10 protein-coding genes and 4 tRNA genes are annotated in these 18,038 nt (G+C 39.6%); 6 read left to right on the forward strand and 8 right to left on the reverse strand.

The features are described 5' to 3' along the window. The first annotated feature begins 407 nt into the window (after positions 1 to 407). Both Q0954_RS23625 and Q0954_RS23630 read left to right on the forward strand, forming a co-directional pair. Positions 408 to 1,646 carry an ABC transporter permease gene (locus Q0954_RS23625; RefSeq protein WP_299461116.1) on the forward strand — a complete coding sequence of 413 codons (1,239 nt, stop codon included), beginning with the start codon at positions 408 to 410 and terminating at the stop codon, positions 1,644 to 1,646. Between the two features lie 93 nt (positions 1,647 to 1,739). Further along, entirely contained in the window at positions 1,740 to 2,876 is a 1,137-nt protein-coding gene (locus Q0954_RS23630) for an efflux RND transporter periplasmic adaptor subunit (protein ID WP_299461118.1), read from the forward strand. Between the two features lie 166 nt (positions 2,877 to 3,042). On the opposite strand, the gene Q0954_RS23635 is transcribed toward Q0954_RS23630, so the two are convergent. Both Q0954_RS23635 and Q0954_RS23640 read right to left on the reverse strand, forming a co-directional pair. Then, positions 3,043 to 4,278: a hypothetical protein gene (locus tag Q0954_RS23635; RefSeq protein ID WP_299461120.1), complete on the reverse strand. Its 1,236-nt coding sequence runs from the start codon at positions 4,276 to 4,278 to the stop codon at positions 3,043 to 3,045. A gap of 189 nt (positions 4,279 to 4,467) precedes the next feature. After that, entirely contained in the window at positions 4,468 to 5,370 is a 903-nt protein-coding gene (locus Q0954_RS23640) for a hypothetical protein (protein ID WP_299461122.1), read from the reverse strand. A 185-nt stretch (positions 5,371 to 5,555) separates the two neighbouring features. Between Q0954_RS23640 and Q0954_RS23645 the strand changes: the two genes are divergently transcribed. Continuing rightward, positions 5,556 to 10,088: a tetratricopeptide repeat protein gene (locus Q0954_RS23645; protein WP_299461124.1), complete on the forward strand. Its 4,533-nt coding sequence runs from the start codon at positions 5,556 to 5,558 to the stop codon at positions 10,086 to 10,088. 177 nt (positions 10,089 to 10,265) lie between these two features. Beyond that, positions 10,266 to 11,966: a hypothetical protein gene (locus Q0954_RS23650; protein WP_299461126.1), complete on the forward strand. Its 1,701-nt coding sequence runs from the start codon at positions 10,266 to 10,268 to the stop codon at positions 11,964 to 11,966. 166 nt (positions 11,967 to 12,132) lie between these two features. Here Q0954_RS23650 and Q0954_RS23655 read toward each other — a convergent pair whose 3' ends face one another. Further along, positions 12,133 to 13,560: a wax ester/triacylglycerol synthase family O-acyltransferase gene (locus Q0954_RS23655; protein WP_299461128.1), complete on the reverse strand. Its 1,428-nt coding sequence runs from the start codon at positions 13,558 to 13,560 to the stop codon at positions 12,133 to 12,135. Between the two features lie 367 nt (positions 13,561 to 13,927). Here Q0954_RS23655 and Q0954_RS23660 point away from each other — a divergent pair, with 367 nt between their 5' ends. Further along, positions 13,928 to 14,374 carry a hypothetical protein gene (locus Q0954_RS23660; RefSeq protein WP_299461130.1) on the forward strand — a complete coding sequence of 149 codons (447 nt, stop codon included), beginning with the start codon at positions 13,928 to 13,930 and terminating at the stop codon, positions 14,372 to 14,374. 666 nt (positions 14,375 to 15,040) lie between these two features. Here the strand turns inward: Q0954_RS23660 and Q0954_RS23665 are convergent. The 5 genes from Q0954_RS23665 to Q0954_RS23685 form a co-directional block, all read right to left on the reverse strand. After that, positions 15,041 to 15,112: transfer RNA gene (locus tag Q0954_RS23665), tRNA-OTHER, on the reverse strand. 13 nt (positions 15,113 to 15,125) lie between these two features. Further along, positions 15,126 to 15,198 (reverse strand) — tRNA-Gly (locus tag Q0954_RS23670). Between the two features lie 116 nt (positions 15,199 to 15,314). After that, positions 15,315 to 15,387, reverse strand: a tRNA-Asp gene (locus Q0954_RS23675). Between the two features lie 24 nt (positions 15,388 to 15,411). Then, positions 15,412 to 15,483 (reverse strand) — tRNA-Met (locus tag Q0954_RS23680). Positions 15,484 to 15,564: 81 nt separating this feature from the next. Beyond that, entirely contained in the window at positions 15,565 to 16,929 is a 1,365-nt protein-coding gene (locus tag Q0954_RS23685) for an SDR family NAD(P)-dependent oxidoreductase (protein ID WP_299461132.1), read from the reverse strand. Positions 16,930 to 17,345: 416 nt separating this feature from the next. Here Q0954_RS23685 and Q0954_RS23690 point away from each other — a divergent pair, with 416 nt between their 5' ends. After that, positions 17,346 to 17,921: a SiaB family protein kinase gene (locus tag Q0954_RS23690; protein ID WP_002702623.1), complete on the forward strand. Its 576-nt coding sequence runs from the start codon at positions 17,346 to 17,348 to the stop codon at positions 17,919 to 17,921. Positions 17,922 to 18,038 lie beyond the last annotated feature (117 nt).

The raw sequence follows: 18,038 nt of genomic DNA on the forward strand, positions 1-18,038 counted from the left end.
GACTATAGACTCCCAAAGCTACGCTACTTTGGTGATGGTAAATGGGGTGAAGCGATTTAAAAAAAGTTTTATGGTTGTTGCTCAAAGTGATTTCTCAATTATGAGAAAAGCTATCGACTACGGACTATCGACTCCCAAAGCTACACTACTTTGGTGATGGTAAATGGGGTGAAGCGATTTAAAAAAAGTTTTATGGTTGTTGCTCAAAGTGATTTCTCAATTATGAGAAAAGCTATCGACTACGGACTATCGACTCCCAAAGCTACACTACTTTGGTGATGGTAAATGGGGTGAAGCGATTTAAAAAAAGTTTTATGGTTGTTGCGCAAAGTGATTTCTCAATTATGAGAAAAGCTATCGACTACGGACTATAGACTCCCAACTATTGACTATATAACTAAAAGAAAATGTTTGATTTAGACAAATGGAATGAAATATATGCTACCATCAAAAAGCATAAACTTCGCACGGCTTTGACTGCTTTTGGGGTATTTTGGGGTATTTTTATGCTCATTGTACTTTTGGGGGCAGGGCGAGGCTTTCAGAACGGGGTAGAGGAAGGCTTTGATGTAGCAAAAAATGCTGTATTTGTTTGGGGGCGTCGCACCAGCGAACCATTCAAGGGGTTTCAGGCAGGGCGTCGTATTCAGTTTACCAACGACGACGCAGAGGCCATTCGTTATGCCATACCTGAAGTAGATGTGATTGCTCCCCGCAACCAGTTGAGAGGTGATTTTACAGTAAATTATAAAACAAAGAATGCTTCATTTGAGGTAAGGGGCGAATATCCCGATTATTTGAAGGTGCGTCCTGCCGAAATGCTCACCGGGCGTTTTGTGAATGAAAGAGACATTGAAAAAAAACGAAAAGTAGCAGTGATAGGTACCAGAGTACAAGAGTTGCTTTTTGAAGAGGGAGTGAACCCTTTGGGTAAATATATAGACATTAAGGGCATTCCGTTTAAGGTGGTGGGTACCATCAAAGGAAAAGGAGATGCCAACGATATTAAAGAAGCAGCTGAGCGGGTAATTATTTCTAATACTGCCTTGCAGCAAGCTTTTAACCAGGTAAATAAGGTAGGCTTTTTTGCTTTTACGCCCAAAAACGGAGTGCCTGCCGTAGTGATAGAAAAAAAGATCAAGGCTTTGCTTTCAGAGCGACATTCTATAGCCCCCAAAGATAAAAAAGCGTTGGGATCGGCAAATGTAGAAAAAGAGTATCGCCGGGTGCAAGGGCTGTTTTTTATCATAGGAGCATTTAGCTGGTTTGTAAGTATAGGAACCATCATTGCCGGTGCGGTAGGTGTAAGCAATATTATGTTGGTGATTGTGCGGGAACGCACCAAAGAAATTGGGGTAAGAAAAGCTCTGGGAGCTACCCCTTGGTCTATCATTAGTCTTATATTGCAAGAGTCTATCGTAATTACAGCACTTTCGGGGTATTTTGGTCTGCTGGCAGGCACCGCCTTGATGGAGTTTATTAATTCTATGGGGGCAGAGGGGGCATTTTTTAAAAATCCGGAAGTAGATATGACCATTGCCATTAGCGCCTTGGTAACCCTGGTAGTGACGGGCACCTTTGCGGGATTTATACCAGCACGCAAGGCGGCAAAAGTAAACCCGGTAGAAGCATTGAGTGACGAATAATACACCAACGACAAGCACTGAGACTACTCGTTATACATAAATAAAAAATTACATCTGTTACAATAGAGAAAAGAATTAAAACCAAGTATTGCCATGAAAAAAGTATTTTTTGGAATCACAGGAGCGATCTTTATAGCTTTATCTGTCTGGTTGGGCGGCTATTTCTATAAGAAATCGAAGAAAGACCCGGTTGTTTACAAAACAGAAAAACCATTTACTAAAACCATCATCAAAAAATCGGTGGCAACTGGCTCGATAGTGCCACGCCGCGAGGTGCAGGTAAAACCACAGGTATCGGGTATTATAGAAGAGTTGTATGTAGAAGCAGGGGAGAAGGTGACCAAGGGACAAATGATTGCGCGGGTAAGGGTGGTACAAAACCTGGACGGCAAAAACCGTGATTTGTTGGGGTTGAACAGTGCCCAAAGTAATTTGCAAAATGCCCAAATCAATTATAACAATGCCAAAATTGAGCATGACAGAAATAAAAAGCTCTATGAGCAAAAGGTGATTTCGCAACAAGAGTTCAACCGTTTTAAGCTTGACTTGAATGTGCGTCAACAAGCTGTAGATGCTGCTAAAGACAACCTAAAGCTGACCCAGCAAGGAGCTTTGCAACGGGCAGGTAACATTGCCAACAGTGTGTACTCTACAGTAGACGGTATTTTGCTCGATGTGCCTGTGCGAGTAGGTAGCTCGGTGATTGAGCGAAACAACTTTAATGAAGGTACTACCATTGCGGTGGTGGCCGACATGAACAACCTGGTGTTTGAAGGGAAGATAGATGAGTCGGAAGTAGGCAAAATAAAGGAAGGAATGGATCTTGACCTGACGATAGGCGCCATCGAAAACAAGGTGTTCAAGGCAAAGTTGGAATACATTTCGCCGAAAGGCAAAACCGAAGAAGGGGCGATTAAGTTTGATATTCGCGCCAAGCTGTTGCTCAACGAAAAGGATAAACTAAGGGCGGGCTATAGTGCCAATGCTGACATTGTGCTTGCCAAAAAAGTAAAGGTGTTGGCGATTAAAGAAAAGCTGTTACAGTTTGAAAAATCGAAAACCAAAGGGGGCAAAGACAAGCCTTATGTAGAGGTAGAGGTAAGCAAGCAAAAGTTTAAAAGAGTTGACCTCAAAACGGGTATTTCGGATGGGATAAACATTGAAGTGGTAAAAGGAGTAAAGAAAACCGATAAAATAAAAGTACCCCCTCAGAAAAAACCTAAGAAGTAACATAGTCGATAGTGTTCAGACGATAGTCAATAGCTGTTGCGTGAACATAAAGACTTGGCATTTTACTGAAAGTCAAAAAGAAATAAAAAGTAACGGTTTTAATTTTTAAAGTAGGCTGTTTAGACGCATTGTGATGATGTGACTAAGCAGCCTTTTTTGTTAAGGTCTATTTTTCTGCGTCTTTGAGCAGAGGTGGAAGCCAGCCTCGTTTGCGGTAAAAGTATTTAAGGGCAGAGTCTACCAGGTAAAACCACACGCTGAGCTTCATGATATTGAGGTGTTTGTTGAAAAATAAAAAAGAAACCACCATCATGACTATAATGCCAAAGGCGTAAGTAAGCAGGCGCAAAACGTGTTTGAACAAGCCTCGGCTTAGCCAATAGTTGAGCCATTTGATAAAACGAGTACTTTGGGCAGCGACTTGCCAAAACAAAAATATGGACATAAAGTAAAAGCCAAAAAACATAAATAAAAACCAGCCCCAGGTAATGATATTGTCGCCTTTGATAAGCGCCAAATAAGTATTGAGCAAAATCAAAGGACCGTAAATGTCACCCATAATGGTTTCGTGCTTATCGTCGTTGTTAAAGCTACCAATGACCAGGGTACGCCCTTTACATATCTTGGGTATATCCTCCGAAAACATCAACAGCTCACCCAGCCTTATCCAATTGTAACGTTTTTTTTGAGGGGCATCAAACAAGTCGTAGTTTCTGATACGCAAGTTGGTGCCTATGTAGGTCATAATGGGGCGGTTGTTGAGGTAAGTAAAGAAAGTGCCCGGTTGGTAGGTTTTGCCCTGAGTAATGGCATACATTTGCATAGGTGCTGAGGGCAAAGTGTCTTTGTATACCAGCCTGAATTTCATAAAAGTGTTGTTGTGGGTTTCGTAGTTGGCAATGCCTCGTTTTACCTGCTTAAACACCGGCATAATGAGCCCTTTGCCGTCTTCGCTAAATGAGTAAGACACCACTAGTTGGGGGAGTTTTACCATGGCGGCCCCCAGTGCAGAGTCGGCAGGCGACTTGGAGTCAAACAATATGTCGCAAAGAATCAAGGGGTTGTCTTTAGGCTTTTTGCCCAAAATATGGAAAAGCTCAGCAAGTTTTTCGCGGTCGGTAATTGCCTGATTGCCCACCGGAAAACCATCTTGGTCGAGAATGTCTACCAATTGCTTATCGCGCGATACATCAATAAATAAAAACTGGTCTCTGGGTGGCTTTTCGTCTATGCCCAGTACCAAGGCTTTGAACCACGAGCCACGCTCCATTAAGGTGATATCTACATCGTTTTTGACTGACCTTCCTAACAAGAAAAATGCCCCCAACATACACAGGCAGGCATTGACAAAGGCTGCTCCAAATACCCAATATTTAAATTTTTTTGGTCGTTTGATTGTCATAAAAGGCTATTAATTTAGTGGTAGCTTTTCAATAGCTGTTGACTCTTATTGGTAGCTTCGCTAAGTTAAAAATGATTGGATAGAATGATCATCTGTTTCATCATTGTTGTAGCTGTAAAAAAGAGCAAGGGAATGCAATTGCTTTACTTGTACAAACCCTTTCTCTCAGAGATCGTAACGTATAAATTATTATTTAAAATTTTGCTTGTACCAGGTTTCTACATTGTCTGAGCCAGCCCCTCCATATATTGAGGCTAAAAACTCTGCTAACGCTTCATTGATATCATCTTGAATCTGTTCTGTTGTCCCCTTGATAGGTTGGTTTTTTAGCATTTTGGCTAATGCAAATAGGCCTTTGTCTTTTGCTTCTTGTGTGGTTAAGAAAACAGGATTAAACATTAGTTTTGTTTCATTTTCTCCTAGGTTAAATGCTCCCTTAGGTAACGTTACTCCATTGATAACTTGTTTCTTTTGTCTATAAAAAGCCAAGTGCATATCACTTGCTTTACTTGGATCAAGCCATTTACCTTCTTTTGTTTTAAACAAGCTTTCTTTGGTAAAGATGAGTTTTTGATCTTTCAGTGTCAAGCCTATGTTTCTGGTTTTACCTTCGTATTGGTAGCGAATGAAAAATATTCCTTCCCCCAACTCTCCGACTACTTGACCCATCATTGGAGGAGTAAATTCAAGCTCTAGGCGGTCGTTCAGGATGGCGAACTGAGGTTTGCCTTGCTCAATAAATTTTTGCAATCCAAGAAGAGATACAATTCTTTGTCCCCTCGTAAAAGCTCTCATTTGTTGGCTAAAAATACTTTTCTTGACCAATACTACCAACTCGTTGGGGCTTTTCTTGTTTTGGGGGTTCAGGGTAAGGTTAAACCTCCCTTTGCCTCGGCTATAGATCAGTGCTTTGGCGTTTTTGTCCTTAAATATGACCTTATCACTTGATCTTATCTTTTGTCTTGCCTTAAGGTATTGGTTGGTTTTTTTGTTCAAAATCTTGCCTTTTACTGCCAAAATATAATAAGTATCTTGGGCTATTGCTATGGTGTTTGCCCCAATAAAAAGAGCCAGAAATAATAATTTCCTCATTTTTGGTATAATTCGTATGGTATGAAAATGCAAAATAATATAAATAGTTTATAATAGTAAGTACTTGGGAGTCCCCTAAATATATAATACTGTTAAAAAACGTGTCAGAGGAAGTTTTTATGAGAAAAACTCCTGAGAATATTTATATTGGGGTATGTATATGAAGGAATTAAATAAGTTAGAAAATGATGAAGCAAGTGAGCATAATTTGGGTTTTGTGTTTATTGGTGGGTGTTGGTAGTGTGCAAGGGCAGACCAAAATACCGAAAAGACCAAATAAAACTGATACCAAAGGCTTAAAAAAAGGTAAATGGATTATTCTGTATGATAAGCACTGGAAAGTGACTTTTGAGCGCGACAAGACCGAATACTATCGGTTATTATCTTATAAAAATGGCAAACCTGTAGGCGAAGTTAAAGACTATTATAAGTCAGGTGTGCTGCAATCAGAAATAGATCAACTTATTGCTGAAAACCCAGATAAATTTGAAGGCAAGGGAGTATACTATCATTATAATGGTAAAAAGCATTATGAAGCATTATTTGAAAATGGGGTAATAACACAAATCAAGTATTACAATCAAGATGGTAGCCTTGCTCAACCTTCATGGCAAACTTTCGCTCAACAAGCCACCCAATTGTACAATACGCAAAAATGGACAGATGCCCGCAAAATGTTCGAGAGAGCGAGAGTTCAGTCCTTGAAAGAGTTTCCCCCTAACAGTGAAAAAACTGCAACCACTCTATATAACCTCGGATTGATTCAATTTGTACAGAAAAACTATAAAGTTGCTGATTCACTTTTTGCCGAAGCGATTACTATTTTTAGTAAAACCAATATAATGACTGAATATACAGCTTATGGAACTGTTTGTTTTTATATGGGGCAGCTAAAAAACTACTTCAAAAAAACAAAAGAGGCTGCCCCATTTTTTGAAAAAGCAACTACCATCTATAGTGAGGTATTTGGTGAACAACACGTGAGTTATGCGACAGCAGCTCATGAACTTGCAAATATATATGTTGAACAAGGTAAGTATGCTAAAGCAAAAGTGTTGTTTGAGAAAGTAAAGTCTATTTATGGGGCACATCCACAATTAGGCAAGCAGCATATAAAATATGCCATGGTTAATCTCCAACTAGGGACTATTTATAATGCACAAGGTGATTATAAAAAGGCAATTGAATTGTATAAAAGTGTGAGGTCAGTTTATGAAAAAGTATATGGAAAAACGCATTTTCAATATGCTACTTTGTTGGTAAATTGGGCAAATGCTTACCGTGATCAAAAGAGTTTTAAACAAGCCAAATCACTATATGAGGAAGGAGTAGAAATCTTAGAAAAAATGAAAGCTTCATCTCCTTTATATTATGCGGGCGCTATGCAAAATTTTGCTAGGCTTTACCACGATCAAGGGGCCTATGATGAAGCAGAGTCTAGGTATAAACAAGCTTTGGTTACTTATAGAAGTATTAAACAGGCGAGTACAGGTTATGTTGATTGTTTGAGTGGTTTGATGGACCTGTATACTACAAAGGCATCGTATGAGAAAGCACAGAGTTATTATAAAGAGGTTCAAAGAATAAGTAAGGCTATTTTTCCACAGAATCACCCAAAATTATTGTTTTACTCAAATAGGTTGGGAAATTTATATCAGGCTCAGGGGAAGTATCAGCAAGCAGAGAGTGTGTACATATCTATTGTTCAAAAGGCAAAGAAAATACCAGAGGTAACTCCTCTCGTTTACGCCAGCTATTTGGGGAATTTAGCAAGCAACTATTTGGCTATAGGTGCTTATAAAAATGCAAAGCGTGTTTTTGATGAAGCCACTCAAGTATATGAAAAAAATGACCTTAATAAAACCCAGGAATATGGCATTTCTTTATTAAATATAGCTTTACTTGATCAAAACCAAGGGAAGTATAAGCAAGCACTAGAGCAGTATAAACGTGCGGGAAATATATTCAGAAAGGTTTTAAACAAAGAGCATATATTATATTACCAATACTTGATTAAACTAGGAAAACTTTACACTGAATTAGGAAAGCAGGCTAAAGCAAAAAAAGTATTACAAGAGGTGTTAGAAACATTGGCCAAACTAACAGGAACAAATAACCTGATGTATGCGAGTGTTTTGGAGGGCTTGGCTAATCTTTATCAACGTCAAAATCTACATGAGAAAAGCGAGCAATTATATAAGAAGGTGCTAAGGTTGAAAAAAGCACAACTGGGTAAACAGCATCCTAAATACGCTGAGACTTTAGGTGGGCTAGGTAGTTTGCATCAACAAAGGGGAAAATACGTAAACGCTGAATTATGTTATGAAGAAGGGTTGGAAATTTTGAAAAGAAAGCATTTAGAGACAAATAAGCTATATACCCAATTAATGCTTGAGGTAGGAGCATTGTATTTTAATCAGCGTAAGTTTGAAAAAGCGCAGAGTTTATATCGTGAGGTTAAAAAAATAAGCGAGAAAAATCAATTAACACAGAGTCAAGAATATCTTTCAGCTATATATAATTTAGCATATACACATATTTATCAACAAAAATATCGAAAAGCTGAGGCGATTTTGCAAGATATTCTAAAGCGTAAAAATATTAACGATATTAATAAACCTGGAATTTTGATGTTACAAGGAGAGTTGTATAAGCAACAAGCCAGGTATGATAAAGCCCTGAGTGTCTATCAACAAGCGGAGAAAATAGCAAGGAGAATTTTGGGGACCACTCACCAAGCGTATGCATCAGTAGCAAGAGATATGGGGTGGTTATACTCTGATTTGAATAAACATAACGACGCCATTCGGTGGTTTAATAAAGCAAGTGGAATTTATCAAGGTTTGTTCGGAAAGTATCATCGCGCTTACTTAAATATAGAAACAGCTATAGTGCAAAGTGATTGGTTATTGGGTAATTTTGACAAAGCAACAAAAAATCTGAGTCAAGTAGGAGAGGCTTGGTTTACTAGTTTGCGCCGTACATCAATATATATGAATGAACAGGGTAAAAAAAAGTATTTCAATAGCTTAATTGATGTCTTTAGTATCTTTAAAGGTATCATACTGGCAGGAGCAAAAAACAAGTTTATAGATACTGTATTTGTACGAAACACCTTCAATTTACATCTGGCAATGAAGTCTTTCTTATTGAGTGATGTTAAAAAAATGCAAGAATTAGCTATAGTTAGTATAGATACTTTGGTGCACGAAAAATATGAGAGATATACCCGGTTGAAAGCTCAAATAGCAGTAGCCATTACCTTGAGTGTAGAAGAACAAAAACAAAGGGGTGTAGACATTCAAAAAGCTATAGCACAAGTACAAAAACTTGAAAAAGAATTGTCTCTGAAAGTAGGAGTAAATGCGGAGAATGAGAGACGAATTAAATTTGATGACATAAGAAAAGCACTAAAACCTGACGAAGCCGCCCTTACTGTGCTTCCTTATAAGTACTTGAACCCCCAAACAAAAAAAGAAGAGTCGTTTAGCTTTTTCCTGATAGTTACAGCTAAGACAAGCTACCCTGAAGTAAACATTATGCAGTATAAAACTAATACTGCTCAAACATTTGTAAAACAATACCAAAAAGCCATCCAGTCTAAGCAAACCGATACCCTCTCTTATGGTAGGTTTTGGTCGCCTATAGCTACGTTGATCAAAAACAAAGGCATTAAAAAGGTATACTTTTCACCCGATGGAGTATACCATCAACTCAATGTGAGTACTTTACAAAACCCTGTTACAGGCAAATATGTGGGTGAAGAGGTAGAGTTACATCTGGTAAATAATTTAAAGGACATCGTAAAGTTTAAAACCTCAAAAACATCAGTTCAAGTTAATAACCGTATTCAGTTATTTGCCCGCCCTGCGTATGATTTGCCTATTGAAGAGTTGAAAAAAGCTGAAACTGCCTTGAATACTCAAACAACATCTACTACTGCGACTACACCACTGTCAGCAAAGGAATATAAAAGTGGTAAGCAAACCTTACGTAGTGGTTGGAGCGATTTGCCTGGTACCGAAGTCGAAATTCGAGCTATAGAAAAAGTACTGCGTGAACAGAAAGCATATCAAGTGGTGACCCGTTTGAAAGAACAAGCTTTGGAAAAAGCGGTGAAAAACGTGGCATCTCCTAAAATCTTGCACATTGCTACTCATGGTTTTTTTATCGAGAACTTTAAAGCTCCTACCAAAGTAACCAACGAAGAAGTCGTATTTGACAACTTTTCGCGTGGAGGTAAGGATATGAATGCTCTCAGAGCAAAAATTACCCGTGAAGAACCTATGTTGCGTTCAGGAATTGTGTTGGCTGGAGCAAGTAGTTACGAAAAAGCTACTTTAAAGCCTAATACAGAAGACGGCATCCTCACTGCCTACGAAGCCTCCGCACTTGATTTGCGTGGTACCGATTTGGTGACCCTTTCGGCTTGCGAAACAGGCTTGGGTGAGATAGAAAACGGCGAAGGGGTCTACGGTTTACAACGTGCCTTTATGGTAGCAGGTGCCAAGTCGTTATTGATGAGCCTTTGGAAGGTAGACGATACGGCTACTCAATTGTTGATGAGCCGTTTTTATAAAGAATGGATAGGCAAGGGCAAAAGTAAGCGCGCGGCTTTTAGGGCTGCTCAGGAGCATTTACGTAACTACAAAAAAGCGGGCAAAAAGATTTATGCGGCGCCTTATTACTGGGGAGCGTTTGTGATGGTGGGGGAATAAATAATAAATGCTTTATTAGACCACTTGGTATGAGTTAAAACCCTGATAAACAGAATTGTTTGCCAGGGTTTGTTGTATATAGCAAACGTGGGGGAAATTTTGGGGCAATCGTTTTTATTTATGTGTTTTTTTTGAAATATTACACTTTAATTTTTTCATCGCTACCAAAACGATACTATGGCGGACTATAAAGAACAGTTATTGGATGGACTCTACCGCAGCCGCGAGGTGTTGATGGGCAGAATTGATAAAAAATCGCTGCAGATTAAGCAAACTTATACAAGAGCAATTTTGTTTTTAGTGGTGTTTCTTGCTTTGATTTTTAACCGGGACTTCAAACCTTCTGCCTGGCAAAAAGCAAACGACATGCTTACCCAGTGGGAGCACGTGTATGGTAAAGGATACCTGGATAAGGTAACATATCGCGAGTTTCTGAACAGCCAGAATTCTATGACAAGAGTAAAGCGCCTTAACATTATGCAGCTAATAGATAGCACAGCGTCTGACGACTCTCCCATGCTTACCTATTACAATCAAACCAAAAAAGGGTTTCACCTCGATAGCTTGCCCTCTATTCAAAAGCAACTGGAAGACCTTGTAGCCAATCAAAATCAAATAGAGGAAGATTCTGCCGAACTATCAAAACTTGCCCTGTCCGATTCGTTGCCTAAACTTGACAGCACGATCAAACAACTGGAAACAGTAGCGGCAAACGATACTGTGCCCGAAAGTAAAGCCAAACAGTTACTGAAAGCAACCAAAGCCATCAAACGGTTGCTAAATACCCAGGCAGAAGGGTTATACTATAACATGAAAGTCAAAGACTCGGCAAGCAAAGCAGGGCTTGCCCGCCTCAAGAGACAGTATCGGGCTATTCAGATATGGGTAGATGAAAAGATGCCAGTAGGTGTGCAAGTAGATAGTATTCAGAGCAAATTTACCAAGCTTAAACACAGCGATGAAATTACGCCTTGGTTAGCCATTGGCAAAGATTCACCTTCGTGGAAGTGGAAATATAAAACCTGGAAAATACTCAATACTTTTAGCAAAAAAAGGGTGGGCAAAAAGGAAGAAAAACCAAAACCTGTCCAAGAGTTGATGAGAACCAGTGTAAAAGACACCAAAAAGCTGAAGGAAGTACCACAATTGGCAAAAGGAGCACTCAAGGCCGATACCATCAAAATTATTGCTCAATGGCAAGCAATATTTAAGGTATTGACCGAAAAAGACCGTAACAAAATTACCCAAAAAATAATTAAGCCCGATAGCTTATTTACTTTTAATAAACAGGAGGTGAAAAAATACATGATCATCGCCAAAAGTAAGCAAGAAAAAATGGCCGCACCTACTGCCGAAATTTCATCTACCAAGATACCACTACCCATCAAACAGGTTTTGTTGGTTTTGCCCTTGATGTATGCAGGATTGTTGCTGTTTTTACAAATGGTGAATCTCAAACGAAGTAGCCTGGAGATACGCACTACCGAAGTAGAAAAATGCATTAAAGAACATTTGGGAGGCGAAGATCTGGTAAGGGCAAATATATTTGGTGATGAGATTACCGATGGGAGGGGCAACTGGAGCTATATCAAAAAATTTCAGTTTACCTTGTTATTCAAAAATAATCCTACTTATTACAAAGATGGATTCTTTATTTTAGTAAGTTTTCTCTTGTTTTTGTATGCTATGTACAAATGGGCTTTATTACTTAAGTATAATCCACAGCTGATTAACTGGGGCATAGGTATTGCCATGTTTAGTTTTATACTGTACTTGATATTGTTTTTTGTAAATAAAAAGATAGGGCGCAAATTGCGTAAAACTGAAAGAGAAAAAGCCAGGCTGGAAAGAGAAAAACAAGGCTTGAAAAACGACTAAATAAACATAAGAGCTATAGTATATCAACAAGCCCACCAATGGTATCACTGGTGGGCTTGTTGGGTAATTTGTTGAGGTTAGTTTCCTGAAGATCAGCCAAAAACTTGCAGTTTGTCGCTAAAAGTACCGATATTCATTGGCATCTAAGGACTTGAGGCTGTAGAGGCTATTGACTGGCAGGAGCTATCACTTGTAATGCTTGCTCAAGTTCATCTAGCGACTCATAAATATTTTCAATAAATTTGTCCAGGTCGGGCATTAGTTCGCGGCACGAAGTAGCACTAATAGTAATAGCCCCGGCATAACTAAAGACTACCATCAATAGCCCGGCTCCGTCTATGAGTGGTGCAGTACCATAGTGGTTCAACAGTTTAGCTCCTCCCATGTATAAGGGAATCGGAGGCCCAGGTACATTGGTGATTACCAGGTTATATATAGGGCGTATATACTCTACCACTTTCGACTTGGTATACAAGCGTGCTGCCAGGGCTGCCAGTTCCGAAGGCACCAAATCCATAATCTTGTCGGCACCTATAGCCTTGCTATATACCTTAGAGCTGGTAGCACTTTCGTGAATAAGCATTAAACGCTTAAAAGGGTCTTCTTCGTTGGTAGCAAGTGATACCAACATAGCTGATACCTTATTGCCCATTGCCCCCTTGTCTTCTTCGCTCCGTACCGATATAGGAGCCATTGCCACTAAAGGCTTTTTGGGCAAGTTATTCTTGTCTTTTAGGTAACGCCGCAAAGCACCCGCACACACTGCCAATACTACATTGTTGACAGTGGTCTTGGCAATATTTTTCATTTTTTTAATGCGTTCCAAAGGAATATTGGCTCCACCAAAAATACGATGCGCAGTCACCGGAGCATTAAACAAAGTAGTGGGGGCAGTAAATGGCATGGGAGGGGGCTCTATCCATTTGGTAATGGCCTCTTTTGCCACATCTATAGTATTGCCTACTGCCTCATACAAAAACTTGGCGAGCTTTACTGGAGTACCCACCGATTTGATATAGTTACGGGCAATGATTTCTATGCCAGTAGGAATGCGCTCAGACTCCCAATAGTGGTGTTCTTCATTATCTTTGGGGCGTTTTGCAGGTGATGGATTCAGTAAAGCTCCCATCATTTCGGCTCCAGAGCCTCCATCTATAGCTGCGTGGTGTACTTTGGTAATAAGGGCAAACGAGTTGGGTGGAATTCCTTCAATATTGAGTCCTTCGGCTATGGTAATTTCCCACAAAGGGCGTTTACGATCCATTGTACGACTAAAAATACGGGCGGCAAGGTCGAGCAATTCTTGTGAGCCGCCTGGTTGAGGAATGGCCACATGGTGTAGGTGGTACTCTAGGTCAAAATCTGGGTCTTCTATCCAATAAGGGTGACTCATGTCTAAAGGTGCTTCTACTAAGCGTTGCCTGAAAACCCTTGAAATGTGTAAACGAGATTCGATAAAATCGCGGAATTGATAGTAATTAAAGCGCTCATTGTCTTTGGAAGGTTCAAATATGTACACCCCCCCTACGTGCATAGGGGCACGGTTTGACTCTATATATAAAAAAGTGGCATCTAAGCCCGAAAGTTGTTGCATAATAATCGGCTTGGTTACTTACCAGACAAATATTTGTCAAGCTATTTCAAATAAATGTAAAATTTATTTGAAACTCAAGTGGATTTGCCAAAAGAAGCGAGGGTAAATAGAGAGTTTTGCCTGAAACAACGTTACATACAGCTACAAATAAGGGAAAATAACTAAAACGATGGTTTTTACGAAAACATCTCCTTTACCTTCGTTTTTTTATGGTTTAAATTGTTTGTGTACCATTTTGGCGATTTTTGCAAAAACTTACTCATCAGGCCTTAAGTATACCTATAGTAATATCCATTCATTTTATTATAGGTCATAGTTGAAAAACAAGTGGGTTATGCCAACCCACTATTAAATCACCAAAATTCATATGCGAACATTACATCAATCAGATTATGTCAAAATATTTTATGCTTCAGAAGAAAATATCTTGACATACCAATGGCTCAGTGCATCAGCAACAATGCCTGACCAAGCGTTTAAACAAGAAATGCTACGAATACCTGAGATTTCGGCAGAGTACAGGCCCACAGGTTTTTTAGAAGACAACACCCAACGCGATTTCATTATCCGACCAGAGCTACAGTGCTGGATAAGTACTGAAATAGCTCCTCATCAGTTCAAGTATGGTACTTCATACTTTGCGCTGACTAATCCCCCTTCTTATGTGGCGCAATTGTCTACCCAACAAACAATGGACGAAATAAAGAAACAGATTAAAAAATCGTTCAATGTAGCCTACTTCGATGATCACCCTCAAGCCTGGGAGTGGCTTTGTCTTCAGCAAATGACGGTGGACGATGTGAGTATTATATAAGTAAATGGAATTATTTGACTTTTATATTAAATAATACAACGATCATCACTTGCTATTTTGTTTTTAAATTTCACTTAGTCTTTATTTTAGATTTACAGTAAACCCTCTTGATACTCAAACATCAAGAGGGTTTGTGCTTTAGTAGTAGCAGTTTAATATGTTTTGCCTGGCAATCACCCAGTCAATAACACCCACATTTTTGTGGAGCCAGATTATTGAAGTATGTGGAGGAATCAAGCTTGTTTTTTTAAATCCTATATGATGCTATTAAAATACGCTTGACGGGGTAAGTTTGCTTGTAGTATCCGCTCGTTTCAAATCCTATATGATGCAGGGCATTCTTATAAAATTTATGACTAAAATCTCTTTTCAATTTAATTGTTTGACTATCAATAAATAACATCGTCATCGCACTTGGTTGTGTCCTCACCACCGGATCGAATCGTTGCATCAACGTATGTCGAGATTTTGACTTTTTAGCCCGTGCGCAAAGAATCCGCAAAATCCAAAGGCACTTTAGCTTGAAAAACAGGGGCTTTCGTTTCCGTCTTATTTTGTGGACGTTAAGTTGACAATCCTCCGAAGACAGGCTCGGAGTTGTGAGGTGTAAAATTAAAAAAATCTTAATTTGACCCTAACACACCGATACCAAACCATCATAATAAAAAGAGCACACGGGAATCGAACCCGCATAACTGCTTTGGAGAGCAGCATGTTTCCTTGTTACATCAGTGCTCTTTTTGTTAAGCATAAGAAGGTACAGGACTCGAACCTGCAATTTTTCGCTTGGCAAGTGAATGTGTTTCCAGTTACACCAACCCTCTTGTATGGTCATTGTTTTTGAAGGATGTACAGGGCTTGAACTTGTTGCTTCGGGTAGTGTGTCCGATGTGTTTCTCTTTACACCAACATCCTTACCATTTGGTAACGAAAAATATAGCAGGGCGTGCGGGATTCGAACCCGCAATCTTTAGAGTGACAGTCTAACGTGTTTCCGGTAACACCTCCGCCCTGAGGAGACTTTTCTATAGGTTTTGAAGGATGTACAGGACTTGAACCTGTAGCTTCGGGTTATGAGTCCGACACGTTTCCAGTTACGCCAACATCCTTACCAAATTTATCAAGTATAGATTTGTGTTTATACGAATAGCCCGAAAAGCCAACCTGTACTTTCAGTTCCACGCCTGCCCTTACCACTCCTCAATTTTGTAATTTTTGAGCAAGTGTCCAAACAAAAAGTGTTTGTTTATGATGGCTTCGTATATTGGGTGTATAATTCTGGCTGCCCCATCTACCGGGTCAAGCGGAGGTATTTGTCCCGCTTCAAACTGTTTTTGCCGCAGACTTTCTCTCACCCCAGTAGACACCCACCCCACGTCTACACTATTGATAAACACCTGATATTGAGCATATTCTTGTGCCGAAGTACGGGTGAGCATATTCAGGGCAGCCTTGGTCATATTGGTATGTGGATGAAACCTGGTTTTGTTGCCATAGCTAAATTGCCCCTCAGATGATGACACATTGATAATCAGTTTTTCGGCATAAGTCGATGCCTTGAGCAATGGCGTAAACCCTTTGATAAGCATATAAGGAGCAATATGATTGATGAGGTTTACCTCTAGCAACTCATCGACAGGTATTTCGGCAAGTGTACTATTCCAACTGTTTTTTTCTCTGACATCTACTGGTTGCCCAAAGCGGGTCAGGGCTTGTGTGGCGGCAGGCAATGACCCCGGTAGTGCAGGCACCCCTCCGAGCACTGAAGTCGTATTGGCAACCAACTGCTGATGGTATTGAGGGAGCAATTGTTGCTCCTTTGCCAACAATGGTGTATAGTACGCCTGGTCATACCTAATGGTTTGGGCAGCGTTGTTAATCAATATATCTAAATGCTTGTGTTGGGTACAGTAGCGCTCAATAAAGGCTTGAACTGCGCTTAAGTTGCGTAAGTCCAGCCCATAAATGTGCAAACGGTGTTGCCATTGCGTGTAGTCTTTTTCTTGCTGAAGTTGTTCAAGGGCAAGCGCCGGAAACCGAGTAGTGAGGGTAAGCTCCGCCCCACACCGCAATAGCTTGAGCGCTGCGGCATAGCCAATTTTCACCCGTCCTCCGGTGAGTATCACTTTGCGCCCGCGAAGGTCAGGAGCAAGGCTGCGGTAGGTATAATTGAGCTCGGCACAGGCAGGGCACAAGCGATGATAAAAAGGATGGGCTTTTTGGTAGGCGGTGTTGCAACTATAGCAGTTACGCGGGGTATGTAGTGGCGTATATACCGGGTTGGCTGTTTTAGGGTTGACTTGGTGCGTAAATAAAGTCTTGTTTGCCAAGGCGTTGTGGGCAATAGTGGTCTGTTGCAAGGTAGCCATGTCATTGGTTTTGCGTGCATTGGCAGGCGCTTGTTTGCGTTGTTTTTTTGCTTGCTTGTGTATCTTGGTAACCAGTGTCCCAAAACGTTGATTGTCTGGGTTATGGAACGGATTATCTTTTAATACTTCAAGCACTTTTATACAACTTTTCCAATCAACCTCACTAAAACCATATTTTTCTTTCATTGCATCCATTGATTTACTTTTTGTAGGTATTGGGTCTGCTCAATAATTATTGTATTCAGGCAAACCTTTTCAAAACATACTCTTAAAACTCTATTGTATATAAACCATTTATTATTATATTTCATTTCAATTGATTTATTTTAACATTGCCCAAAAATCCAATATTTGGACAAAAATTTCCTTTTTTAGCAAACAGCAGGTCATAGCATCAACCAAAGAATCATGGCTTTGTATATATTCATAGATGTTGTCAAAAGACTTTTTGCTGCCCCAAAGTAAGTTTTAGGGAGAAGTTGTTCTGGGAAATTTAATTTTTATTAACAGAATAGCAAGTTTTACGCATTTTTGGATATGAATTTGTTTGCGTAATTTTTGAATAAAATATTCATATTTATAATTTTCAAATAAAACGATCTATGGATCCAAAAGAAGAAGACTTAAACAATGATTTTGATTTCTTTGCTTATTATGCACAGCTCAATCATCAAAATCTTATTCTTTCGTACAAAGGACCTCTCACTGATGTTTTATTAGCCGAATTTAGCCGCGACATCAGAGAAAAACTCAAAGAAAACCGCAAAGCTGGTAAAAAAGTGTTTTCAGTGTTTATGGAATTGAGTCAAAATGTGTTGTTTTACTCTAAAGAAATCAACCACTTTGGTGATCAGGACAAAGTAGGAACACTGGTAATTTTACAAACAGAAAATGAATATCGGGTAATCACTGGAAACCTGATTACTACCGAAAGCGCCTCTATACTACTTGATAAATGGAAAACGGTTATTTCACTCGATCGTGATGCTTTGCGTGATTATAAACGTAAGCTGAGAGACGCCCCCCGTGAAGGTGAAAGTAAAGGAGCTGGCATAGGCTTGGTACAGGTAGCCTTGACCTCAGATGACCTTGAAGTAAAAATCAAGCGTATCAACGATAAGTTTTCATTCTTTGCTTTGTTTGCCAACATTGCCAAAGGTAACAAACCTCAGTTATAAGTCCTTTCTCCCCAAATTATTTACCATACTGTTGCCCTGTATGGATTTTATCTATGACGATGAAGCCATGCAGGCAATTAGTTTGGTTTGTTACAATGGTTTTTGCCCCAACACACC

The organism is uncultured Microscilla sp., assembly GCF_947493425.1.
Classification (GTDB): domain Bacteria; phylum Bacteroidota; class Bacteroidia; order Cytophagales; family Microscillaceae; genus Microscilla.

What these genes read in the sequence shown, in the direction of transcription:
- Q0954_RS23625 (WP_299461116.1), top strand. Translation starts at nt 408, where the DNA reads ATGTTTGATTTAGACAAATGGAATGAAATATATGCTACCATCAAAAAG.
- Q0954_RS23630 (WP_299461118.1), top strand. Translation starts at nt 1,740, where the DNA reads ATGAAAAAAGTATTTTTTGGAATCACAGGAGCGATCTTTATAGCTTTA.
- Q0954_RS23635 (WP_299461120.1), bottom strand. Translation starts at nt 4,278, where the DNA reads ATGACAATCAAACGACCAAAAAAATTTAAATATTGGGTATTTGGAGCA.
- Q0954_RS23640 (WP_299461122.1), bottom strand. Translation starts at nt 5,370, where the DNA reads ATGAGGAAATTATTATTTCTGGCTCTTTTTATTGGGGCAAACACCATA.
- Q0954_RS23645 (WP_299461124.1), top strand. Translation starts at nt 5,556, where the DNA reads ATGATGAAGCAAGTGAGCATAATTTGGGTTTTGTGTTTATTGGTGGGT.
- Q0954_RS23650 (WP_299461126.1), top strand. Translation starts at nt 10,266, where the DNA reads ATGGCGGACTATAAAGAACAGTTATTGGATGGACTCTACCGCAGCCGC.
- Q0954_RS23655 (WP_299461128.1), bottom strand. Translation starts at nt 13,560, where the DNA reads ATGCAACAACTTTCGGGCTTAGATGCCACTTTTTTATATATAGAGTCA.
- Q0954_RS23660 (WP_299461130.1), top strand. Translation starts at nt 13,928, where the DNA reads ATGCGAACATTACATCAATCAGATTATGTCAAAATATTTTATGCTTCA.
- Q0954_RS23685 (WP_299461132.1), bottom strand. Translation starts at nt 16,929, where the DNA reads ATGAAAGAAAAATATGGTTTTAGTGAGGTTGATTGGAAAAGTTGTATA.
- Q0954_RS23690 (WP_002702623.1), top strand. Translation starts at nt 17,346, where the DNA reads ATGGATCCAAAAGAAGAAGACTTAAACAATGATTTTGATTTCTTTGCT.